The 21,643-nt window shown below is 52.8% G+C and carries 23 protein-coding genes; 10 read left to right on the top strand and 13 right to left on the bottom strand.

All coding sequences use genetic code 11. From position 1 onward, the window contains the following. Positions 1-73: 73 nt before the first annotated feature. The 3 genes from C7433_RS18215 to C7433_RS18205 all read left to right on the top strand — a co-directional run bounded on the left by C7433_RS18215 (position 74) and on the right by C7433_RS18205 (position 1,784). Entirely contained in the window at positions 74-541 is a 468-nt protein-coding gene (locus C7433_RS18215; protein WP_039339158.1) for an OsmC family protein, read from the top strand. A 137-nt stretch (positions 542-678) separates the two neighbouring features. Beyond that, positions 679-867 (top strand): YjfB family protein, encoded by a 189-nt coding sequence (locus C7433_RS18210; RefSeq protein ID WP_006121221.1) that lies wholly within the window; start codon positions 679-681, stop codon positions 865-867. A 278-nt stretch (positions 868-1,145) separates the two neighbouring features. Next, on the top strand, positions 1,146-1,784 hold the full coding sequence (locus tag C7433_RS18205; protein WP_110268678.1) for a LysE family transporter: 639 nt from the start codon (positions 1,146-1,148) through the stop codon (positions 1,782-1,784). On the opposite strand, the gene C7433_RS18200 is transcribed toward C7433_RS18205, so the two are convergent. Then, entirely contained in the window at positions 1,755-2,573 is an 819-nt protein-coding gene (locus tag C7433_RS18200) for an AraC family transcriptional regulator (RefSeq protein WP_110268677.1), read from the bottom strand. The genes C7433_RS18205 and C7433_RS18200 overlap by 30 nt on opposite strands. Before the next feature lie 797 nt (positions 2,574-3,370). On the opposite strand from C7433_RS18200, the gene C7433_RS18190 reads away from it, so the two are divergent. From C7433_RS18190 to C7433_RS18180, 3 genes are all read left to right on the top strand, one after another. Further along, positions 3,371-3,586: a YdgH/BhsA/McbA-like domain containing protein gene (locus C7433_RS18190; protein WP_033737256.1), complete on the top strand. Its 216-nt coding sequence runs from the start codon at positions 3,371-3,373 to the stop codon at positions 3,584-3,586. Positions 3,587-3,886: 300 nt separating this feature from the next. Then, positions 3,887-5,209 (top strand): PAS domain-containing methyl-accepting chemotaxis protein, encoded by a 1,323-nt coding sequence (locus tag C7433_RS18185; RefSeq protein WP_110268675.1) that lies wholly within the window; start codon positions 3,887-3,889, stop codon positions 5,207-5,209. 145 nt (positions 5,210-5,354) lie between these two features. Then, complete coding sequence (locus C7433_RS18180; RefSeq protein ID WP_033737398.1) at positions 5,355-6,254, top strand: LysR family transcriptional regulator; 900 nt, start codon at positions 5,355-5,357, stop codon at positions 6,252-6,254. Here C7433_RS18180 and C7433_RS18175 read toward each other — a convergent pair. From C7433_RS18175 to C7433_RS18140, 8 genes are all read right to left on the bottom strand, one after another. Next, complete coding sequence (locus tag C7433_RS18175; RefSeq protein ID WP_110268674.1) at positions 6,229-7,035, bottom strand: substrate-binding domain-containing protein; 807 nt, start codon at positions 7,033-7,035, stop codon at positions 6,229-6,231. The genes C7433_RS18180 and C7433_RS18175 overlap by 26 nt on opposite strands. A gap of 15 nt (positions 7,036-7,050) precedes the next feature. After that, entirely contained in the window at positions 7,051-8,352 is a 1,302-nt protein-coding gene (locus C7433_RS18170; protein ID WP_033737399.1) for an MFS transporter, read from the bottom strand. A 337-nt stretch (positions 8,353-8,689) separates the two neighbouring features. Further along, complete coding sequence (locus C7433_RS18165; RefSeq protein WP_054634764.1) at positions 8,690-9,106, bottom strand: VOC family protein; 417 nt, start codon at positions 9,104-9,106, stop codon at positions 8,690-8,692. A 190-nt stretch (positions 9,107-9,296) separates the two neighbouring features. Continuing rightward, the gene (locus tag C7433_RS18160; RefSeq protein ID WP_033737263.1) at positions 9,297-10,676 is read right to left on the bottom strand and encodes a carbohydrate porin; all 1,380 of its coding nucleotides are present in this window, start codon (positions 10,674-10,676) and stop codon (positions 9,297-9,299) included. Positions 10,677-10,866: 190 nt separating this feature from the next. After that, entirely contained in the window at positions 10,867-11,169 is a 303-nt protein-coding gene (locus C7433_RS18155; RefSeq protein WP_110268673.1) for a PTS lactose/cellobiose transporter subunit IIA, read from the bottom strand. An 11-nt stretch (positions 11,170-11,180) separates the two neighbouring features. Continuing rightward, complete coding sequence (locus C7433_RS18150; RefSeq protein ID WP_033737268.1) at positions 11,181-12,563, bottom strand: glycoside hydrolase family 1 protein; 1,383 nt, start codon at positions 12,561-12,563, stop codon at positions 11,181-11,183. Positions 12,564-12,575: 12 nt separating this feature from the next. Next, positions 12,576-13,913 carry a PTS sugar transporter subunit IIC gene (locus C7433_RS18145; RefSeq protein WP_033737270.1) on the bottom strand — a complete coding sequence of 446 codons (1,338 nt, stop codon included), beginning with the start codon at positions 13,911-13,913 and terminating at the stop codon, positions 12,576-12,578. A 12-nt stretch (positions 13,914-13,925) separates the two neighbouring features. Then, a complete protein-coding gene (locus C7433_RS18140) occupies positions 13,926-14,240 on the bottom strand; it encodes a PTS sugar transporter subunit IIB (protein WP_110268672.1) in 315 nt (104 codons plus the stop codon). 289 nt (positions 14,241-14,529) lie between these two features. Here C7433_RS18140 and C7433_RS18135 point away from each other — a divergent pair, with 289 nt between their 5' ends. Further along, a complete protein-coding gene (locus tag C7433_RS18135) occupies positions 14,530-15,486 on the top strand; it encodes a LacI family DNA-binding transcriptional regulator (RefSeq protein WP_039339256.1) in 957 nt (318 codons plus the stop codon). A 26-nt stretch (positions 15,487-15,512) separates the two neighbouring features. Here the strand turns inward: C7433_RS18135 and C7433_RS18130 are convergent, their stop codons facing one another. The 4 genes from C7433_RS18130 to C7433_RS18115 form a co-directional block, all read right to left on the bottom strand. Continuing rightward, positions 15,513-16,646: an ROK family transcriptional regulator gene (locus tag C7433_RS18130; RefSeq protein WP_110268671.1), complete on the bottom strand. Its 1,134-nt coding sequence runs from the start codon at positions 16,644-16,646 to the stop codon at positions 15,513-15,515. A gap of 215 nt (positions 16,647-16,861) precedes the next feature. Next, positions 16,862-17,602, bottom strand: a complete 741-nt coding sequence (gene dnaC / locus C7433_RS18125) for a DNA replication protein DnaC (protein WP_006121359.1) — start codon at positions 17,600-17,602, stop codon at positions 16,862-16,864. Next, complete coding sequence (gene dnaT / locus C7433_RS18120; RefSeq protein WP_110268670.1) at positions 17,602-18,138, bottom strand: primosomal protein DnaT; 537 nt, start codon at positions 18,136-18,138, stop codon at positions 17,602-17,604. The genes dnaC and dnaT overlap by 1 nt, the downstream gene beginning before the upstream one ends. A 165-nt stretch (positions 18,139-18,303) precedes the next feature. Further along, complete coding sequence (locus tag C7433_RS18115) at positions 18,304-18,909, bottom strand: hypothetical protein (protein ID WP_058701537.1); 606 nt, start codon at positions 18,907-18,909, stop codon at positions 18,304-18,306. A 191-nt stretch (positions 18,910-19,100) separates the two neighbouring features. Between C7433_RS18115 and C7433_RS18110 the strand changes: the two genes are divergently transcribed. The 3 genes from C7433_RS18110 to C7433_RS18100 all read left to right on the top strand — a co-directional run bounded on the left by C7433_RS18110 (position 19,101) and on the right by C7433_RS18100 (position 21,591). Beyond that, a complete protein-coding gene (locus tag C7433_RS18110; protein ID WP_110268669.1) occupies positions 19,101-19,661 on the top strand; it encodes a DNA-3-methyladenine glycosylase I in 561 nt (186 codons plus the stop codon). 116 nt (positions 19,662-19,777) lie between these two features. After that, positions 19,778-20,440 (top strand): OmpA family lipoprotein, encoded by a 663-nt coding sequence (locus tag C7433_RS18105; RefSeq protein WP_006121355.1) that lies wholly within the window; start codon positions 19,778-19,780, stop codon positions 20,438-20,440. A gap of 161 nt (positions 20,441-20,601) precedes the next feature. After that, entirely contained in the window at positions 20,602-21,591 is a 990-nt protein-coding gene (locus C7433_RS18100; RefSeq protein WP_033737280.1) for a LacI family DNA-binding transcriptional regulator, read from the top strand. Positions 21,592-21,643: the final 52 nt, after the last annotated feature.

The following is a 21,643-nucleotide window of genomic DNA, read 5'->3' as shown; positions in this document are numbered from 1 at the left end:
CCGCTGGGCTACAGGCCTGAAATCACGATGGATACTGTCTCCAGAATCACCTTCAGCCTTTAAAGGATGCAAGATGGCTAATCGGGAACATCATTACCATATTCACATTCGCTGGACCGGTAATCGTGGCAGCGGTACAGATTCCTACACCGCGTACGACCGCAATGGTGAGCTTGCCGCTGAGGGGAAAGCGACCATCGCACTGAGTGCCGATCCGGCCTTTCGGGGCGATGCCACGCGCTGGAATCCCGAAGAACTGTTGCTGGCCTCGGCGTCCGCCTGCCATAAATTATGGTATCTGCATCTGTGCGCGGATGCCGGTATCATCGTCGAGGCTTATGAGGATGCGGCGGAGGGCACAATGGTCGAGGGTGAGCGGGGGCATTTCACGCAAATCACGTTGAAGCCGTTGGTCACATTGCGCGATCCGGCGGACGCTGCGCGCGCAGAAGCGCTGCACCACCATGCTCACGATGCGTGTTTTATCGCCAATTCGCTGAATTTTCCGGTGAGTTTTGTGCCGCGGTTTGTCTCACGATAAGCAGTGTGCTTCACGGTACTGTTAATCATGCTTAAGTTTTGCGTATATGTGCCGATACTTTATGCGCCACTGGCGAAATCCGTCGCCAGTATTATGTGACCCCCGTTTGGGGCTCAGTCAACATAAGGAGCAACTGCATGGATATTCAGCAACTCACAACGCTGTCTGCAGGGTTAGATCAATGGCAGGCACGTGGTGAAGCCAATGCGACGCTGTTAAAGAAAACCCTGAACCAACAGGCAGATACCATCACTACACTGGTGGAAGGCGTTACTGCCCTTCCCGCGAACCCGGCTGTAGGGCGGAACATTAACACCACCGCCTGATTATTCTGCTCCAGGTTCCCCGGGCGGATCATGTCGTACCGCCCGCTTTATTCCCTTTCCCCGTCGGCTGAATTTCCCTTCATCCCTTCGCTGCAATTTTTTCCAATACCTGAGCTGAGTAAAAGAATGAAATAAGGTATCACTCACGGTCAGGCAGGGAACTCGATGACGCCGCTTCAGTTTACGCTTCGCTCTCCAGAATGGGCTCTTTTTACAGAATTTACAGGCACATATCAGGTGGCGCAGCGCGAGGTTCTTTCGTGCAGGAGTGCAGTGCGATGATGTCCTTTTCGACGGGGTTTTTCTTAAGTCTGTCACTGTGTCTGGATATCGGCATTGCCAACATCGCAATGATTACGCTGGCAATGCAGCGGGGATATTTTCAGGGATTTTCGCTGGGCATCGGCACCTGTATAGGCGATCTTTTTTATGCCGTGCTGGCGCTGGCGGGCATGGCGGTGTTGCTGCAATTCGAGATAGTGCGATGGATAATCTGGTCGGTTGGAGGGCTTCTGCTGACAGGGTTCACCGTTAAAATGCTGATGGCTGCCTTCAGTACAGTTAACGATATCGACACATCACAGGTGACTGTCAGGCTGTCGCTGTTCCGTGAGTTCCGTCGCGGAATTGTACTGGCCCTGTCCTCACCCACCGCCATTCTGTGGTTTGCGACGGTGGGTGGCGCGCTCATTTCCCGTTTCGGGGAGCAAAACCTTACCGGAACCACGCTATTTCTGAGCGGTTTTTTTCTGGCCGGGGTGATATGGACGGGTGTGCTCTGTCTGGTTGGCAGCGTGGGCGGCAGGCTATTAGGACAAAAGTTGTTGAGATATTCCTACATGCTTTCTGCCCTTATCTTTGCCTGTTTTGCTTTTTACGTCATCGTTTCAGGTTATAAAGAATTTTTGCTTTCCTGAACCTACCTGTGAAGCATAGTGTTTGGGCGTGGTGCCCATTACTTTGCGAAACGCATTGATAAAATGGCTTTGATCGTAAAATCCCAGGCGATGCGCGGCGTCCAGAGGATGCTGATTCTGTCGCAGAAGCGCCCGCGCTGCACACAGGCGAAGCTGCATGTGATACTGCAAAGGTGGAAGCCCGGTATAAGCAGTAAAACGCCTCACCAGCGCGTATTTGCTTATTCCCGCTACCTGCACCAATGCATTCAGCGTAAGCTTCATGTTCACATGCTGGCGCATAAAAGCAATGATGCGGTCCAGGTCTTTATCGACCACGGCATCTCGCGTGACTTTCTCAGAGAACAGTTCTGCGCACAACAGCAAAAGTGCCTGCTCTTCCTCTTCGCTGTCATGGTGTTGTGTCAGTTGGGCATAGCGACATATAGCGTTAAATAACCCCTGATGCGTGAAAACGCCTTCAGTTAAAACGGGTGCCTCACAGTGACTGCTGAGATTTTGGCTGAGATTGAATGTTTTTAATAGCGTCTGCGGAATATGGATGCTGAGGAATTCAGCGCCGTGCTGATCGAAACGTGAAGACTGGATGCTGGCCGGATTATACAGAGTGATCTGGCCCGCATTGACCTGCAGTGTCTGGCCATTAAGTGTGATTTCCTCAATGCCCGACAGGTTGGCGCTAAGCACATATTCATCGTGCGTGTGTTTTGGAAAGGTTGCGTTATGCGCTTTAACGCGCGAGCACTCCATACCATTGCGACTAAACCAGTCCAGAGCGTACAGCGCCATTAAAGCTCTCCTCCACAAAATATCAGCGCGCAGATGGCGCTGATAAAGCCTCTCAGCAGACTATATCACCCCGATGAAAAGACGCACATTAACGCGTAATATTCCAGTCGCTTTTGCCACAGGAAAAAACAGGTAGTTAAAGAAAAGAGCGGAGGAGGGCGAAAAGGCATGATTTTTCAGGATTACTGGCAAATTTTAGTGCGCTTTGCTTACCTGGAAAGCCGAAAGCCGAAAGCCGAAAGCCGAAAGCCGAAAGCCGAAAGCCGAAAGCCGAAAGCCGAAAGCCGAAAGCCGAAAGCCGAAAGCCGAAAGCCGTGACAAACAAACCCATCCGCTCTCTGGAATCTAAGCCATGGGTTAACACGTAAGAAACCAACAGGGGAAAAGGGCGCGCTACGTACTAACGTGCGCAAGCAATAAAGCATTATCCTGTTTGTCGTCTGGCAGCAGTCATCAAGATGTGTGCGCTTAAAAGCGCACAACCTTCGCAGTTAACCGCCCTTAGTGCGCAGATAAGATCTGCCAGACAGGTGAGATATCCTTAATCCCTGGCATAGCAAAACGTGAAATATAGCTGCAGCTCGCGCTGAGCCTCTGCTTTTCCTGCCTCAGTCACCCTTACCAAAAACGTTATATGTCAATTCCGCAACGTCGGCATGAGGTTTTAGCTATCAGCGTGATAGATAGCAGGATCACAATTGCGGCACTTATTGTTAACTTTGTATTAATAACTATGGTTATCATTACTCCCATCGAAAGCACACTGCTTTCCCGCTTACATGATAAGGAACCGGATTATGAAAACCATGAAAACACTTTCCCTTGCTGCCGTTGCTGCGCTTTCACTGATGTCAGCCTCTGCTTTTGCGCAAACTGTCACCGCAACTGGTTCCACCCTTGATGGTACCGAAGCGAAAATTGCAGCCCAGGCTGAACAGCAGGGTGCGCAGTACAGAATCATCGAAGCCAACACGAACGACCGTGTCCACATGACCGCCGAGCTGTATAAATAACCGCGTCGTGTTGAAAGATGCGCAAAGAGCTGCCTGATGGCAGCTTTTTTTTGGTCGCTGCAGAGCGTGAAAAGGACGGTTTATGTCGACAGTGACGTAAACCCGGTGTGCAAATAATTTTCCACTTAATGTCAGTCATTACGTTTTAACGCGGCCAAAAAATAAAGGGCGTTGTATTCATCCTTTAATTAACGTTATTAGCCCGGTCACAATCTGTTGCCTGTTTATTCTCCATTGTCTCAAGCCTGCTCTTTCTTCTGCCGATAAACTCTCCAGACCACTCAACATGGCAGTATAAAAATGACAATTCTAAAAAAATTATTTTCCCTTTTCTCAAAACACCAGCATAAACACGCCGCCGATTCGCTCAAAGCACTGAATGATGCCATTCCGATCATCGAGTTTACGCCAGAAGGCACGATCCTTCGGGCAAATGATCTTTTTCTCAACAAGATGGGCTATGAGATAAAAGAAATCGTGGGTCGTCATCACAGCATGTTTTGCTCGCCCTCGCTGGTCAACTCAGCCGAGTATCGCCAGTTCTGGCTACGGCTGGCCAGCGGCAAGAGCTTCAGCGGTAAATACCTGCGTTTGGGCAAAGATAATCATCCCGTCTGGCTGGAAGCCAGCTATGTGCCAGTAAAAGATCGGCAGGGTCGGGTGATTAATGTCATCAAGCTGGCGGCTGATATTTCCGAGCGTATCAGCGAAGCGCAGCAGCAGGATGCCATGGTACAGGCGATCAGCCGCTCAATGGCCGTCATTGCATTTAATAAGGCCGGGGAAGTACTGGAGGTGAATGAAAACTTCCTGAAAGCGACCGGCTACAAAGCCGATGAGATCCTCGGGCGGCATCACCGTATGTTTTGCTCTGAGGAACTGCGTAACAGCCAGGAATATCAGCAGTTCTGGCAACGCCTGAACCAGGGCGAATTTTTTTCCGGCCAGTATCCGCGCCTTAACCGCCAGGGTAAAACCATCTGGCTGCGTGCAACCTATAACCCGGTTTTTGATACCGAAGGCCGGTTATATAAGATCGTGAAATTCGCGACGGATGTGACGGAGCAGGTGTTGCAAAACCAGCAGGAAAACGAAGCCGCTCAGCACGCATGGAAGATGGCGCAACAGACACGTGAAAGCTCGGTAACGGGTGCCGATGTCATCGAAGACAGCGTCAGAACGATGGCGGAAATCGCCAATGAGATGAACAGCGTTTCGGCGGATGTCTTTGGCCTGAACGGCCAGTCGGACCGGATTGCCGATATGGTGCATTCCATTCGCAATATCGCCGAGCAGACGCGCTTTATTGCGCTGAATGCAGCCATTGAGGCTGCCCGCGCCGGCACGTCGGGGCGCAGTTTTGCCATCGTAGCCGCCGAGGTACGCACGCTGGCGGCACGTATTAACGAAGCGACAGAAGAAATAGGACGCGTGGTGTCCAGTAATAATCAGCTGGCGAAAAAGGTGCTGGAAGACATCGAAAATAACCTGAAAAACACGGCGCGTGGAGTCAATCTTATGCGTCAGGCGGGTGAGGTAATCGCCAGTATTCAGAGCAATTCTGAGCGCGTCGAGGAAGCGGTCAGAAACGTTTCCCGTTCATCCACGCCACATCCTGTCTGAGTATTTTTTCCGGTCGCCTGCCTTTACGGGTGACCGGTTTCCCTGCTTAACACCCGCCGTTTCGCGCATATTTCACTTTCTTTGCTGTTAAGCGATAAGGCACTATGGTTCCAGCCTTTTCAACATCACGGGAACGTCTGTCGCCATGCCGGTTAATTTCGATCTTAACGATCTGTACGCGTTTCGCGCCCTGGTCGAATATGGCAATTTCCGCATTGCAGCGGAGTCCATTTGCCTGTCCCAGTCGGCCCTGAGCCGCAGGATTGAAAAGCTGGAAACGGCACTGGGGATTAAGCTGTTCGACAGAACCACGCGCCGGGTTACGCTTACGCTTTATGGTCAGACATTTGCCGCACGTTCGGAGCAGCTGCTCGCTAATTTTGAAGAGGTTATGGCCGATATCAGTAAAGTCAGCCAGGATCGGACCGGACTGGTGACGGTGGCGACGGTGCCCTCTGCGGCCTACTATTTTATGCCGGATGTCATTCGCCGCTTTCAGGCCCGTTATCCTCGCGTACGCGTCAAAATCATTGATAGCAGCGCAGGCAACGTGATCGAGGCGGTAACCAGTGGTCAGGCAGATTTTGGCATTTGCTTCTCCGGCAATCCACCGCCTGGCACCGAATTTTTACCCCTGGTTGAGGATGTTTATGTTGTCGCCTGCCGACACGACCATCCGCTTGCCAGCCGTAAGGGCCTGACATGGCAGGAATTTTATCAGCAGGATTATGTGGGGCTGGATAAGACGTCGGGTAATCGCAACCTGCTGGACTCTGCCCTGGGTCATGTTGTTCCGGCGCGTCCCAGTATTTGTGAAACCCGACATGTGACCACGATGCTCGGTATGGTTGAAGCGGGAATCGGCATTGCTGCCGTGCCCGCCATGTCGATGCCGTCATCCGGTCATTCGGTGCTGGTGCAGTTACCCCTCACCGATCCGGTGGTGAAACGTACTGTAGGGCTGCTCAGACGCAGCGGACGTATTCAGTCGTATATTGCAGCAGAACTGGAAAAGCTCATTACTGAACAGTATCACGCTGCGTAACAGGCTGCTGCGTTTTCACCGAGTGCAAACCGGTTGCGTGAACGACAGCCTGCGCCTGAGCTGAGGCCAGGAAATCAAGTAGCGCTTTACCTGCTTCCGGATGCGCGGCTTTCGCCGGGACAGCGCCCGCGAAGCGGGTAATGTACTGGACATCGTCAGGCAACTCGCCAACAAAAGTCACGCCCTTGACGGGCAGCAGTTCGCTGACCTGCTGCAGTCCCAGTGCATAGTGGCCTTTTGCCACTTCCGAGGCGACAGGAATACGTTCGACCTGATGTGCTTTGTCTTTGACTTTGTCTTCAATGCCTAACTTCTTAAACAACTCGCTGCTGACATACTGACCGCTGGCGCTATCGGAATACGCAATAGACTTCGCGCTCAGTAAGGTTTGACGTAATTCGTCATCCGTCTTAATTGCGGGCTTAGCGTCGCCTTGCTTCACGACAATACCAATCGGCGAGTCAGCCAGCTCCACGCGTGAGCCGGGTTTTATCCACTTGTCTTTTTCCAGCTGAGTCAGCGCATTGCCCACCATAATGACCGCATCGGCCTTTTCACCACGTGCCAGGCGGTTAGGGATTGCCTGCGGGGTTTTACCCATTGAAGGGCCGGATACCAGGATAATTTTGTCACCGCTTTGGGCTTCAAACTGAGGCGTGAGTTTCTCCAGGGCGGCTTTAAAGCCACCAGAGATCATCACGTTCACGTCCTTTGCCAGTACCGTCGTGCTGACGGTTGAAAGCACGAGGGTGGCAAGGAGTGATCGGTATAGTCGTTTCATAATGGAGTCCCTGACTTAATGTTTAACGGCGGGTTGTAAATTGACAGCGCTGCGGCGGTAAAGATACAGCGTCGCCAGTAGGGCACAGACGGCAGCAAAGCTCATCCAGTAACCGGGTGACGCTTTATCGCCGGTGTACTCTATCAATGCGGTTGAAATCACCGGGGTAAATCCGCCAAAGACAGCCGTTGCGAGGCTGTAAGCGAGTGAAAAGCCCGCCACCCGAACTTCGGTTGGCATAATCTCGGTCAGGGCAGGAATCATCGCACCGTTATACAGGCCGTAGATAAATGACAGCCACAGCAGTACGGTCAGCATCATCGTAAAACTCGGTGCTTCGGCCAGCAGCGTCAGGGCCGGATAAGCCGTTGCCAGGGCCAGCAACGTCATGGCAATCAGAACCGGCTTACGTCCAAAGCGGTCCGACAGGGCACCCCCGACCGGCAGCCAGAGGAAATTGGAAATGGCCACCAGCAGCGTAACCAGCAGGCTGTCAGACGCACTGAGCATCAGCACCTTCTTGCCGAAGGTGGGGGCATAAACGGTAATCAGATAGAACGCTGTTGTGGTCATCGCCACCATCAACATGCCCGCAACCACCACCTGCCAGTTAGCTAACAGGGTTTTAAAGACCTCGCGCATCGCCAGATGCTTACGGCGAGCATTAAATTCCTGCGTTTCTTCCAGCTTACGACGCAGAAAGAAAATGAAAGGCACAATCAGGCAGCCAAACAGGAACGGAATACGCCAGCCCCATTCACGAATCGCGCTCTCTTCCAGGGCGGCATTCAGGGCAAAGCCCATGGCAGCGGCAACCATAATGGCGACCTGCTGGCTGCCCGACTGCCAACTGGTATAGAAGCCTTTGCGGCCTGGCGTAGCGATTTCGGCCAGGTAAACCGACACGCCGCCCAGTTCGGCACCGGCAGAGAAGCCCTGCAACAGGCGACCGATAAGCACCAGCATCGGGGCCCAAAGGCCAATGCTCTGATAAGACGGGATTAATACGATCAGAAAGGTGCCCGTAGCCATAATGGACAGGGTTACGATCAATCCTTTACGTCTGCCGACTTTATCAATATAAGCGCCCAGCACCACGGCGCCGATCGGGCGCATCAGGAAACCTGCGCCGAAGACGGCAAAGGTCATCATCAGTGAGGCGAACTCACTGCTCGCCGGAAAGAAAGTATGCGCGATGTAGGTGGCATAAAAACCAAACAGAAAGAAGTCAAACTGTTCCAGAAAGTTGCCCGAGGTAACGCGCAAGATGGCGCCGATTCTGGCGCGAGTGGTCATAGGTGAAGTCGAGGAATGCATCGGTATCTCCAGTTTATCATTGACGCTTTTTGCTGCGCCTGTTGCTGAAGACTGGATCAGGAAAATAAAGTAAATAAGCGCAATAAACTCATCGACTGATGCGCTATGCGCATTAATGGCCGTTAACAATTACATTGGGCTATGTGCAACAAGGCTTTAACAAGTTTGCCGGGCGGGTGGACGTTTAACCAGCCCGAAAAACCGAATGCGCGTTTTGTGACAGGGTTCATACGGGTATTTAAAGGAAAAGGGGTAGCGTAAAGCCTTTGTCAGGTTCTATCAGGCGACGCGCGCGTTCGCCCCATCGCGAGTGAAATCATTCCAGACAGGAGGCGGGTTAGCGGCCGGGCTGAAAAAGCTCGACGAGCATCTTCTCGTTATCATGAATGAAAGCGAAACGATCGCCATCGCCGTTGGGTACGGCACGGGGCGGGGAAACGATCTCGACACCTTTTGCCTGCAGTTCCGCAACCGCCTCATCGAGATCGTCGACCTGAAGCGCGAAATGGTTGATACCGCCGATTTTCAGATTGGTTTCTGCGCGTTGCCGCTGTGGATCCATCGGGGTGGCCTGCGCATGTTGAAACAGCTCCAGTTTCACATTGCCCCGCGCAATAAAAACAACCTGTACGCCCGGCCAGCCATAATCATACAGACGCGTAAATCCCAGCATCTGGCTATACCAGGCTTCACTGGCTTCAATATCCTGAACCACAATACCGATGTGATGAAATGTATTACCGATTGCCGACATGGTGCTTTTCCTTATCAGGTCGCTGAGGTGAATGTCGCGTTGAAACGGCAAGGCGGTGCTGCGCGCCCTTCGTACAGCTTACCACCCAATCGGGCATACGGCAGAAATGCCCGAGGGGCGAGGGTTGCTTATCGTTGCAGGTAAATCCGTACACCGCCTCACACTGGCCGTAGATGACCCGTGTATCGTCTTAAAACCAGGCTTCCCACATCGCACCCAGATTGAAGTCGTCCAGAATATCGTTTTCCCGGCCATTCACGCGTGCGGTGCGCGCATCATCGACCTTGCCGCCCGTCACATAGAAGCGCAGCATGGGACGGAACTCCGGGCCCATCGCGATAGCGATATTCTGCGACAGCGTCAGCTTCCAGCCGTTGTTGCTACCGCCTTCATCATAGTTGACCCGTTGATAACCGGCTTCGAGCCAGGTGGAGTGCACGTCATTCCAGAAATACATCGGGCGCACAATGGCAGCGTAGTTTTTCCGGTTGTCGCTTTTCAGTCGACTGTTGTCATAATCGTGATAGGCCAGCAGATATTCCACCTGCGCCTGCTGAGTAAACAGGTGCTTACCTTCAAAGCTGGTGTAAAGCGTGCTGAGGCCATGGGTTTTGCTGTAAACGCTGTTATCCGCATTGTCTGAGTAGCGTGCAATCACTTTATTGACGCCATGATCGGTGGTGTGGCTTACGACAAACGCACCCTGCCAGGCGTTGAGGCGATCCTCGCTTTCCACGGCCTTAGAGTCGAAACCGTAATTGGCATACATCTCCAGATCCAGCGGCCCCAGTTTCATGCCGTGGATTTTAGATGTGGCGGCATAGTTTCCTTTATCGCCGGTGCCCGATCCGCCCGTACAGGTAATGCGTGACGGATTGGATTCATCGCTAAGCACTTCAGGATTACAGGATTCCACCGCCGCGACGGCAGCAAGGTCAAATTTTATCCCGCCTACGTCAAAGTCTTTTACGCCCGCGCCCTGACCATCGTGGTTCATCCAGAAATAGTCATTGATGTTCTGTTGCGGGCGCTGATGAAAGTCCCGTCCGGCCCAAAGATAGGCATTGGGATTCGAGGCCAGCACGTTGGTCACGCCAGCGTAAGCTTTTTTCAGGTTCACTTCATCGCCCCAGTGATCGATCATCACGTTCACGTCCCAGATGGCACCGTTCGTGCTTTTAAACGCTTTAGAGAGCTGGAATTCGCCGCCGTTACCTTCGTTCCCCAGGCGACCAATACCGGAGGCGCCGTTGTAAGAGCCATCAACATTGACATACTTTTGGTCACCACTTTGGTAATGCGCGCCATAACGGGCGTAGCCGCTAAACTTCACGCCAAAAGGAATGGCCATATCCGGTGACTGTGCAGGACTCTGCGGTTCTGTTATCACATCCGTTTTTTTCGCGACGGCGGCATCCATCTTAGCCTGACGCTCTGCTAAAGCTTTATCGACTGCTTTGGCGACGATAGCGTCGATTTGTTCCTGCGTGAATTCCTGTGCGAGGCCGGCAATCGGGCACAGCGCGGCGCTCACCGCCAGAGGAAGTGAAAATGTTTTTATCATGTTCATGGTTATCTCGTTTACACCTCATCCTTCGGGTTAACACGAATTAACCCGAAAGACGCGTGCTGTTGTTTTCAGATAATAACCCGCCCGTTTCGGCTTATTGACTGTCACCAAAACAAGTTGATTTGTAGAGTATGTTTTCTTTCCAGAGGGATGTTTTTTGTCAGGCGTTCTCCTGTATTAAGCGATCAAATTACCGTTGATAGAGATGAATTATTTCTTCTGATAATTCACGGGCTAATAGCGACGTCATTAAATGATCCTGAGCATGGACCATAATTAATGTCATCGGCTGTCGGGCCTCGCCAGCATCCTGTTCAATTAACCGGGTTTGCATCTGATGGGCCTTGCGGGAATAGTCGTCGGCCTCTTTGAGGCGCGCATAGGCCTCGTCAAACTGGCCTTGCCGCGCCGCCTGCAGGGCTTCAAAGCACAAACTGCGGGCGTGTCCTGAATTGACGATAATCGTCATTACAGCGTCTTCAAGTTCAATCATTATTATCGCTCTCAGTCAAAACCGTTATTTTCGGCAACGTTAGCAAACCAATTCCCGCTCTTTTTTATCGTACGTTGTTGTGTTTCCAGATCGAGTTGCACTAAGCCATAGCGATTTTTATAGCCATTCAGCCAGGACCAGTTGTCGATAAAGGTCCACATATGGTAACCCAGACAATGACAGCCCTCGCGAATGCCTTTATGCAGCCATTTAAGATGTTCGGAAACAAATTCGATACGGTAATCATCCTGAACTTTACCGTCTTGAATAAAACGCTGTTCATTTTCGACGCCCATTCCATTTTCAGAAATAAAGCAGCGAGGGTTGCCGTAATTATCCCGCAGGTTGATCAGAATATCGTAAATACCCGGCGCATAGATTTCCCATCCGCGGTATGGGTTCATTTGTCGGCCAGGCATGTCGTAATGATCGAATAATGCCTCCGGCATAAACGGTGCGTCAGGGTTGACGGCGCTGTCCCGGCACTTCACCCGGCGCGGTTGATAATAATTGACACCCAGCAGGTCGATGATGCCGTCGGCAAGCAAGGCGCTGTCGCCAGGCAGGCAGTGTGGCAACTGGTCATGCTGTTTTAATAAGTCCAGCAGCGCAGACGGATATTCGCCCTTGAGAACCGGATCGAGAAAGCTGCGGTTAAACAGCAGATCGGCATGCTGTGCTGCGTTGACATCTGCCGGATTCGTTGAGCGCGGATAGGACGGTGTGAGATTCAGTACCACGCCTATTTCACCATCATAGCCGCCGTTACGCCAGGCACGTACCGCCAGGGAATGTGCCAGTACGGTATGAAAGGCCACGGTAGCGGCGCGTTTAAAATCCACCACGTTGGGATAATGAAAATCATACAGATAGCCGCCTTCAACCGGCACAATGGGCTCATTAAAAGTAAACCAGTGCTTCACTTTGTGACCGAACAGCGTGAAACAGCGCTGCGCGTAGCGGCCAAACGCCTGCACCACTTCGCGGTTTTCCCAGCCCCCTTTCTCCTGCAGGGCCAGCGGCATATCGAAATGAAACAGCGTGATAAACGGCGTAATCCCCTGCGCCAGTAATTCATCAATGACCCGGTGATAGAAATCGACGGCCTCGGGATTGATCTCATCCGCTCCGTCCGGCATGAGCCGCGCCCAGCTCAGCGAGGTGCGAAAGCTATTGTGCTTTAACGCTTTTAGCAGCGCGATATCCTGCCGCCAGTGTTGATAAAAGCCGGAGGTATCGGCCGGGCCAATACCGTGATGGAAACGATGCGGCTGGTGTGCGAACCAGTGATCCCAGGTGGTGGCGCTTTTACCGCCCTGAAGGCTACAGCCTTCGGTTTGCAACGCCGAACTGGCGCTGCCCCACCAGAAATTGTCAGGAAAACGGTAGTGCATGTGACTGACTCCTTAAGCCTGGGGATGACCGTGCACGGTATTGCCTGCGGGCACGGTATCCTGAATTTTTTTCTCTTCTGCTTTGATCAGGCTGCGTTCGTAAGCGCGCAGAAAAGGTAAGTACATCAGTGCCGACATCACCATGCAGATCAGGCACATGACCAGTGGACTAAGCGCCCAGTTGGCCGCCCAGGAAGCACCAATCGGCGCGGGCGTCGTCCAGGGCGTCAGCGAAACGACCTGCGCAACCCAGCCCAGTTTTGTGGCGGTATAGGCCAGAACGGCATTAATCATCGGGACGCAGACGAAGGGAATAAACAGCAGGGGATTCATGATGATGGGCGCACCAAATAAGATCGGCTCATTGATATTAAAGAAGCTGGGAACCACGCCCATTTTGCCGATGGTACGCAGATGCAGCACCCGGCTGCGCAGCAGTAAAAAGGCCAGCGGCAAAGTGGAACCGACGCCGCCGATAAGCAGATAGTGATCCCAAAAGCCCTGCAGATAGACATGGGGCAGCGCCGCACCGGCTGCCAGAGCGGCCTGATTGGCGGAGAGATTAGCCATCCAGAAGGGATTCATGATGCCAGTGACGATGAGTGCGCCATGAATACCGGCGAACCAAAAAATCTGGCACAGCAGCACCGACAGCAAGATGGCTGGCAGGGAATCCGAGGCGGATACCAGCGGTTCCAGCAGATGCATAATCGCCTGAGGAATAATCATGCCCGTTTTGGCTTCAATAAACAGATTAAGCGGATGCAGGGTGCCAATGATCACCAATACCGGAATTAAAATCTCAAAAGAACGGGCGACGCCAGTGGGGACTTCTTTGGGCAGGCGAATCGTGACGTTATGCTGTTTGAGCCAGGCATAAACACGGGTGGCATAAATCGCGGTAATCAGGGCCGTAAAAATTCCCTGACCGGACAGGTACTGCGTAGAGATCTTTTCATCAGCATAGGGCGCTGCCACCAGTAAAAAGGCCATAAAAGCCAGTAAACCTGACATGATGGGATCAAGGTTGAACTGTCGGCCCAGACTGGCACCGATGCCGACTGAGATAAAGAAGGTCATGACGCCCATGCTGAGATTAAACGGCAGCATCAGTTGCTGGCGATAAGTGACCGAAAAGTCGAGCCAGGCCCGGGCAAAGCTGTTGGTGGTATCCGCTGAAAAGGGCGGGAAAATAAACACCAGCATGAACGAGCCAATAATCATAAACGGCAGGGCCGCCGTAAAACCATCACGAATAGCGATAACGTACTTTTGCTGACCCAATTTTCCGGCGAGGGGCGTAATAGCCTGTTCAATCACCGTCACCATTGACTGATATAACGAACCCATAAATGACACCTTTTAGTTTGTCGCTTCAATAAGCGACAGAGCGTAATCCAGCACGTTGTCACCGCGTTGCATACCGTAGTCCGTCATATCAATAGCCCGGACAGGAATACCGTGGGTGGCAGCTTTTTCTGAAAGCGTGTTTAACATGTACTTCACTTGCGGGCCGAGTAGCACAACCTGATACGTTGGAAACTGCGTATCAAACTCGGCAATGCCCCAGGCATCAATCTGCACAGCGAGGCCACGCTGATCCGCCACCTCTACCATTTTGCGCACCAGCATGCTGGTGGACATACCTGCCGAACAGCACAACATAATCCTGATCATGAGAACGCTCCTTTACGTGTAAAACTTGTTACGGAGATGATTTGATACGATATGGAAACCGGTTTCCATTTGTCGCAAAAGGAAGTGTGACAGGCATCATACTCTGGCTGATAACGGGTGTTTAATTACGATTCAGATCACTAAATTAAGCGGTAAAAATCATTATTGAGTAGAAACGGAAAATCGGTTTCCATGAAAAAATGAAAACGCTATACTGCCTGTGGCGAAAAATTAAGCCGCCGTTTCGGTCAGTTTTCAGGGAGCCGTTTGGTTCTGTTAGGGGAAAATGATGTCTACTATCAACGATGTATCGCGACTGGCTGGCGTGTCAAAAGCCACCGTATCGCGCGTGTTGAGTGGGTCACGTGGGGTGAAAGAGGCCAGTCGGGCTGCGGTGTTAAAAGCGGTGGATGAACTGAATTATCGTCCAAACGTCATCGCCCAGTCACTACTGAGTCAGTCTACGGGCTGTATCGGTGTTATTTGTGCGCAGGAAAATATCAATCAGACGACGGGTTACCTTTATGCGCTGGAGAAACATTTCAGTCAGCATCAAAAACACCTGTTACTTCGTTTCGCCAACACGAAAGCGGACGTGATGACCTGCCTCAGTGAGTTGACCTGTGGGTTATGTGATGATGTCTTAATTATCGGCGCGCGCTTTCCGTTAAACCTGCGTCAGCCAAACGTGATGCTGGTGGATTGTCTGGAATCCGGCGAAGAAGTGAACAGCATCCAGCGTGATCATGCTTTTGCAGCGGAAACGGCCTGTAACTATCTTATCAGTCAAAATCGTCGTCAAATTGCTCTGATTCATCCCGAGGGCATGGGCTTTGCCGATCAGGTTCTGCTGGGCTATAAACATGCCCTGGAAAAAAATTTCCTGCCTTTTAACCGCAATCTGGTCTTTATGGACACGTCATCTTCTTCAGTGGCGTTGCAGGAACTTCTGAACAATGCCTCCACGCTCAATTTCAATGCATTGCTGGTGGCCGATGAGCAGCAGGCACAAAAAGTGATTCCTCAGTTGCAGGCGTTCAATAAGCAGGTGCCAAAAGACATTATGGTCTTTAGTCTGGCCGGCACGCTGGATCTGCCCGGTATCCCGACGATTCCGGCTATCTCATATTCAATGGATGCCATGGCCGCGCGTATTGTGAAGGCACTGAATCAACAGACGCAGAGCGTGTTACATTCCTCAGTAATGCGTGGCGATCTGGTTATTCCCGATTTTCGCCAGCGCTAAGCCACCGGGCCACGCTCAGTGGCCTGTTACTCGAGACGCTGCTCCATCTGTTCGATAATGGCCAGCGCCAGCCCGGTTGCCGGGGCCAGATGCGATTGCAGAAAATGTACCTCCGTATGGGCCGCAATAAACGCCAGTTTGTTGGCCTGCGTCTGATTGAGCACGGCCTGGCAAAAGGTCGGGCTGATGCTCCAGGGACAGTCAATGATGATCGTGGCAGGATTCAGTAATAACATGATTTGGCTGAGCGCGATGCCCAGATAGTTGCCTGCCAGCTGCATCACTTCATTTACGACATTCGGTGCGCTGTCACGACTGTGCCAGGTTAATCCCGGCTGACGCTGGGCAAGCTGTTGGTTAATGGCAGGTTTGCTGATCATCGCCTCCAGACAACCCTGTCGATTACAGCTACAGCGAGGGCCATTTGGCTGGACGGTAAGATGTCCTGCTTCACCAGCGGTCCAGCTGTTGCCGGTGAAAACCACGCCATGCTGCACCAGCGCGCCGCCAATGCCTTCCGCAATGCGCAAATAAAAATGCCCGCTTTCGGCGGGCAGATTGAGCTGTTGCACAGACAGCAGCGCAGCGGCCCTGACGTTATTCATAATCCGAATCGGCAAGGCGATCTGTTTGCGCAGATCACTGGCCAGGTCAACATTCTGCCAGCCCAGGTGGGTCGATAAATGCATCCAGCCTCGCCGTGAATCGACGACACCGGGAAACCCCAGCCCAATTCCCAGCAGCCCTGGCCAGGCTTCCATCAGTTTTTCGCACAGGGCGCCGATTTCAGCCAGGATCGGGCCAGGTTTACTGGTGTCCGTCCGTATTGTCTGTTCGGCAAGCGGTTGTGAAAAGTAATCGCAGATCTGCCAGTGAATCAGGTTTTTTTCCACCATGATACCGGCACTGACCAGCTTTTCCGGGCGCAGGGTAATGTGAATTTTAGGACGGCCAGCCGAAGAAACGCTGGCTTTACCTAGTTCCTGAACCCAACCGTTTTCCAGCAAATCATCAATAATTTGCGAAACGGTGTTTTTGCTGAGTGCCAGTATCTGCGCCAGATCCTGGCGCGATGTGATGCGCAGCTGACGCAGTTGAGCCATTACGCGCTTTTGATTATTCAGCCGCATCAATGCAGGCCCTTTGCCAGTTGCTTTCATGACGGCTTACCCCAGAGGTGAACAGCGGCGAGGGAACGCCCACCGCCAACGAAGTCTTATTAGTTTGATGTCTAATGAAAACTTAGCATTGGGCAGAGAGGGCTGCCAAATAGCAATGTCCTCTGAATAAGGGGATTACGTCAGAAATGGGGGCCAGGCCACAGGATAATGCAACTGGAGAGTAACCCTACCGCCCGCTTCAGCGGGCAGCAACATCAGTATTCGTCACCCCGGACGCGGCTGCGATAGCTTTCCCAGTCGAAGCGCACCCACAGGCTGTTACCTAAACGCATACGATCCATCACGCGTTCACCTAACAGGGCGTTCATTCCGGTGGGATCGAGATTGGTGAGCATCCCCGTCGGACGTTTAGATGACGAGCGGCGGTCAACAATCTGGTTAATAATCACTTTTTCGTAGCGCGATTCACTCTGCATACCAATCTCATCAATGACCAGCAAATCCACGCTGCTCAGATCCTGAATCAGTCGCTCTTCGGTGATATCACTGCTGCCGCTGAACGTTCCTTTCATGCTGGACATCAGATCCGCGACAGTCACGATAAGCACGCTCTTGCCACGCAAAATCAGATCGTTACCGATGGCGGCAGCCAGATGATTTTTCCCTGTGCCCGGCCGACCTGCAAAGACAAAACTGGCGATGTTTCCTTCAAAATTAGCAGCATACTGGCGCGCCTGCTCCAGGGCTTTGCGCTGACCTTCATTCTCGACACGGTAGTTGTCGAATGAGCAGTTAATATGCAAATCACGAATCCCAGAACGCCCCATGATACGCTGCATTTTCATCGCGCGGTTTTCTCGCACAATCGCTTCTGAACGCAACCGCCCCTGTTCCTGGTTCCAGGCCAGCAACTCTTCACCATTGGTGAATTTGGGACGGGTTCCTGCTGGCATCATTCTTTTCAGACGGTTAAACAGATCGTTGGGCGTTTTCATTACTCACCTCGGAAACCATCGGGAATATCGTATTCAGTACTGCTGATCTGCGTAATATCGCGACGCGGCTGTCCGCCATTGGCGGCGCGGTTCATCTGCAGGCTACGCGCCAGCTTCTGTTGCCACTGTACATGATGAAAAAGGCGGCCTTCGGCCTGCCAGTAAGCCACAAAGGCGGCCAGCTCTGCCGCCGTCACCGGCTCGCTGAGCGCGACGCCCCAGATTGCTGCCTGGCGGGTAAAGTCGGCGTCAGGCTGCCAGCCGTCATACATGGCAAACTTGCCGACGGGTTTATGCAGCGTAGCAGAAACATCGTCATACAGACTGTCATCCAGCGCCACATCACTGGGTTGCTGAGCGGCGGCTTCAAGGGCTAATAACTGTGCAAGACGCGCGGGAGTGAGGGCATACATCACCGGCGTGTAATTATCCAGCACCGCCAGCATGCCGTCTTCAGCCTGCTGTAAGGCGCTCTGCGGGTCCTGACGGAAAGCCTCCAGACCGATTAGCGTTGACGTTAAGATTTTGACTGACATGAAAAGACCTGCGGTTAACTTACACCCAACACCGGATCACCTGTCGCGGTGCAGAAGGGCATATTGTACCTTTTTTAAGGCGCGGGATCGCTGAAAAAGCGTTGCCGGCGATCTCCCCGGCGAGCGCCTGTTATGCAACCGTGGGGCGGACAGAGACTTGCGCGTTCACGGCCGGGTTTGCCACAGATAGCGCAGACCGGCCAGCCAACACAGGCTGTATCCCAGCAGCTCTACCCCTTCTTCGGCCATGTTTTTTACCCCGCGGTTGTAATGATCGGGCATCAGGTGTTGCCAGAGGGTGTTCATGCCAAACAGACGTGAGAAAACCAGCACAATCATCAGTCCGGTCGCCATCACGGGCCAACGGTTATGGTGCAGCAGGTTCGCCAGCGTACGGAGCGTCTGCCTGGGAGTACGCATGGCGACGGCGAAACTCGCCAGTGCGGCCGCCAGTGCAAACCACACCCAACTGCCGTGACGAACAAGATCGAAGAAGAAATCCAGCTCGCGGATAAGCATACAGCTGTAAAAACCGGCTATTAAGGTTAATCCACCGCACTGATCGGGACGGTGTCGTGCGGCAATATAAAATGCGCCCGCGAGACTAACTAACAACAGTTCCTGTGTGGTTTCAGTAAAAGAGGCTTCGTGCAGCGCGTTATCCATCCACACCACATCCATATAGAGGGGGACAAGCATGAAGGTGATAAACAGGGAGGCAAAAAGGAATACCGTGATTTCACGGCCGATAAGAATGACTTCGTTACGCATGGAATGACCTGAAAATGACTATCGTTATCATTGTATTCGCCTGGCGTGGGGCTGCCTTCGCTTTCAATGCTTTACGGATGTGGTGGTGACTATGGAAGCCGCCTCGCATTTTGTCATGTGGCGGGTTCAAATGGTGGCAGTTTCCCTCTACCATCGGTCAACAAACTGGCGCTTTATAAAGGAATACCATGATGCAACGATGCGGCTGGGTTACGCAGGATCCCCTCTATCTGGCTTACCATGACAATGAGTGGGGCCGTGCGCAGAGAGATAAACTGGCGCTGTTTGAAATGCTGTGTCTGGAAGGTCAACAGGCCGGGTTATCCTGGATTACGGTGCTGAAAAAACGCGAGAATTACCGCGCGGCCTTTCACCAGTTTGATCCGCAGGCGGTGGCATTGATGAACGATCAGGACGTTGTCCAACTTATGCAAAACAGCGGCATCATTCGTCACCCGGGTAAAATTGCGGCGATTATTGCCAACGCCAGAGCGATGCTGGCGATGGAGGCGGAAGGGGAAGATTTTGCCCATTTCGTCTGGCAGTTCGTCGATAACCAGCCAATTGTTCACCACTATGCGGATTACAAACAGAGCCCGACCACCTCTTCGCAGGCTATAGCACTCTCTAAAGCATTAAAGACGCGTGGTTTTAAATTCATCGGTCCGACAATTTGCTACTCCTTTATGCAAGCCTGCGGCCTGATTAACGATCACCAAACCAACTGCTTTTGCCATCCTGATAACATTTAACACCGCTCCTTTACAAAATAAGACATTGTCTCAGGATTTCCCTCACTTTTACGCGGCATAATCAGGGCCAGTAAGGGGCCGGGGCGCCCCGATTAGAGAAACCCAAGGGACACATAATGCAGAAAAAATTGATTGCCATCTCGTTATTAATCAGCGGTAGCCTGGTGATATCCGGTTGTACCACGAATCCCTATACCGGCGAGTCGCAGGCCGGAAAATCCGGCGTGGGGGCGGGTCTTGGTGCATTAGTCGGCGCCGGTGTGGGCGTGCTTTCATCCTCGAAGAAAGATCGGGGTAAAGGGGCACTCATCGGTGCCGCCAGCGGCGCAGCCTTAGGCGGCGGTGTGGGGTATTACATGGATGTTCAGGAAGCAAAACTGCGCGATAAAATGAAGGGTACGGGCGTCAGTGTGACGCGCCAGGGCGACAATATTGTGTTGAATATGCCAAACAATGTGACCTTCGATTCCAGCAGCAGCAGTCTGAAGCCAGCCGGTGCCAATACCCTGACCGGCGTCGCAATGGTACTAAAAGAGTATCCGAAAACGGCCGTAAACGTGGTGGGGCATACGGATAGTACGGGGTCGCGCGCATTGAATATGCGCCTGTCACAACAGCGCGCAGAAAGCGTGGCCAGCGCCTTGATCGTACAGGGCGTGGCGGCTGACCGTCTGCATACGCAGGGTGTCGGCCCCGACAGCCCCATTGCGACCAACAGCACTGAAGCAGGCAAAGCCCAAAACCGCCGGGTTGAAATTACGCTGAGCCCGTTAAATTGATCATTTCGCCCCCTGTCACTGGGGGCGAAAGACATGCTACTGTCAGTTATTCGACAATTTTTAGACAATAAACTCGGTAAGGTTTCCAGTTGGTGCCTGTACACAGTGCCAGTTAACGCTTTATGCCAGCATGGTTCAAATTGAACAATGGATAACGCATCATGTCACTTAAAGCCATTGCGTCAGTCCTGGGGCTCTCCGTAACCACCGTGAGTCGCGCCCTGAATGGGTATGAGGATGTAGCAAAACACACGCGTCAGCGCGTGGAAGAAGAAGCCCAGCGACGTGGCTACCGTCCTAATGTAGCTGCCCGGCGTTTAAAAACCGGACGCGCTAACGCGGTCGGCGTCGTCTACCCGATGAGCGCCCCGCCCCTCAGCGATATCCATTTCAATAAGATATTACTGGCGCTGGACCAGCGTCTTTCCCACTATGATATCGACCTGCTGTTGCTGACGGACAAACCCTGTGACGGACAGCGTTCACTGATGCGTATGCTACGCAGTCGCGTGGTCGATGCGCTAATCATCACGCACACCTTGCCGCAGGACGAACGCCTGCGCTGCTTACAGCAGAAGGGCTTTAATTTTCTCTCGCTGGGGCGCACTGATGCACAGCAAAATCATGCCTGGTTTGATGTCGATAACGCCGCAGGTTCCGCGCTGGCGGTAAAACACTGCCTGACCCAGGGCATGCAGCGCATCGCCTTTCTCGGGGGAAACGAACGCTGTACGTTTGTTCGCGATCGCCGTCAGGGCTACCTGAACGCCCTGGATTCCGTACCACCTTATGCCACTGCGGCGGTTGCTCCCTCGCGCCGCGCAGGGTATCAACAAGTCTCCGCCTGGCTGGCTGAAGGGCTACAACCTCAGGCCATTATTACCGATAGCAGTACGCTGGCCGAAGGCGCGTTAATGGCGCTTCAGCAGGCAGGACGACTGCAGGGTGAGGATGCCGTCACTTTGATAGCCTGGGATGGACTCCCGGTTGACGCCATCATTGATTTTCCGGTTATTGCGATTCGTCAGGCCAGTGAGCAGGAGAGAGGCGAACAGCTTGCGACCATGGTGATGCAGTTACTGGACGGCGCACCGCTGGCCCGGCTACAGGTCTTGTGGCAACCCAGTCTGCAACTGCCCGCACAGCGCTAACGTGTTTGTCATGCCGGACGCCTGTGGTAGTCTCGCGGCATGCGTAATTTGC

Source organism: Pantoea sp. PNA 03-3 (genome assembly GCF_003201175.1).
In the GTDB taxonomy this organism is placed as follows: Bacteria; Pseudomonadota; Gammaproteobacteria; order Enterobacterales; family Enterobacteriaceae; genus Pantoea; species Pantoea stewartii.
Note: the sequence above shows the minus strand (reverse complement) of the source record. Positions and strands in the feature narration are given on the sequence as shown.

Coding starts and splice junctions, on each gene's coding strand:
- C7433_RS18215 (WP_039339158.1), top strand. CDS start 74: ATGGCTAATCGGGAACATCATTACCATATTCACATTCGCTGGACCGGT.
- C7433_RS18210 (WP_006121221.1), top strand. CDS start 679: ATGGATATTCAGCAACTCACAACGCTGTCTGCAGGGTTAGATCAATGG.
- C7433_RS18205 (WP_110268678.1), top strand. CDS start 1,146: ATGATGTCCTTTTCGACGGGGTTTTTCTTAAGTCTGTCACTGTGTCTG.
- C7433_RS18200 (WP_110268677.1), bottom strand. CDS start 2,573: ATGGCGCTGTACGCTCTGGACTGGTTTAGTCGCAATGGTATGGAGTGC.
- C7433_RS18190 (WP_033737256.1), top strand. CDS start 3,371: ATGAAAACCATGAAAACACTTTCCCTTGCTGCCGTTGCTGCGCTTTCA.
- C7433_RS18185 (WP_110268675.1), top strand. CDS start 3,887: ATGACAATTCTAAAAAAATTATTTTCCCTTTTCTCAAAACACCAGCAT.
- C7433_RS18180 (WP_033737398.1), top strand. CDS start 5,355: ATGCCGGTTAATTTCGATCTTAACGATCTGTACGCGTTTCGCGCCCTG.
- C7433_RS18175 (WP_110268674.1), bottom strand. CDS start 7,035: ATGAAACGACTATACCGATCACTCCTTGCCACCCTCGTGCTTTCAACC.
- C7433_RS18170 (WP_033737399.1), bottom strand. CDS start 8,352: ATGCATTCCTCGACTTCACCTATGACCACTCGCGCCAGAATCGGCGCC.
- C7433_RS18165 (WP_054634764.1), bottom strand. CDS start 9,106: ATGTCGGCAATCGGTAATACATTTCATCACATCGGTATTGTGGTTCAG.
- C7433_RS18160 (WP_033737263.1), bottom strand. CDS start 10,676: ATGAACATGATAAAAACATTTTCACTTCCTCTGGCGGTGAGCGCCGCG.
- C7433_RS18155 (WP_110268673.1), bottom strand. CDS start 11,169: ATGATTGAACTTGAAGACGCTGTAATGACGATTATCGTCAATTCAGGA.
- C7433_RS18150 (WP_033737268.1), bottom strand. CDS start 12,563: ATGCACTACCGTTTTCCTGACAATTTCTGGTGGGGCAGCGCCAGTTCG.
- C7433_RS18145 (WP_033737270.1), bottom strand. CDS start 13,913: ATGGGTTCGTTATATCAGTCAATGGTGACGGTGATTGAACAGGCTATT.
- C7433_RS18140 (WP_110268672.1), bottom strand. CDS start 14,240: ATGATCAGGATTATGTTGTGCTGTTCGGCAGGTATGTCCACCAGCATG.
- C7433_RS18135 (WP_039339256.1), top strand. CDS start 14,530: ATGTCTACTATCAACGATGTATCGCGACTGGCTGGCGTGTCAAAAGCC.
- C7433_RS18130 (WP_110268671.1), bottom strand. CDS start 16,646: ATGAAAGCAACTGGCAAAGGGCCTGCATTGATGCGGCTGAATAATCAA.
- dnaC (WP_006121359.1), bottom strand. CDS start 17,602: ATGAAAACGCCCAACGATCTGTTTAACCGTCTGAAAAGAATGATGCCA.
- dnaT (WP_110268670.1), bottom strand. CDS start 18,138: ATGTCAGTCAAAATCTTAACGTCAACGCTAATCGGTCTGGAGGCTTTC.
- C7433_RS18115 (WP_058701537.1), bottom strand. CDS start 18,909: ATGCGTAACGAAGTCATTCTTATCGGCCGTGAAATCACGGTATTCCTT.
- C7433_RS18110 (WP_110268669.1), top strand. CDS start 19,101: ATGCAACGATGCGGCTGGGTTACGCAGGATCCCCTCTATCTGGCTTAC.
- C7433_RS18105 (WP_006121355.1), top strand. CDS start 19,778: ATGCAGAAAAAATTGATTGCCATCTCGTTATTAATCAGCGGTAGCCTG.
- C7433_RS18100 (WP_033737280.1), top strand. CDS start 20,602: ATGTCACTTAAAGCCATTGCGTCAGTCCTGGGGCTCTCCGTAACCACC.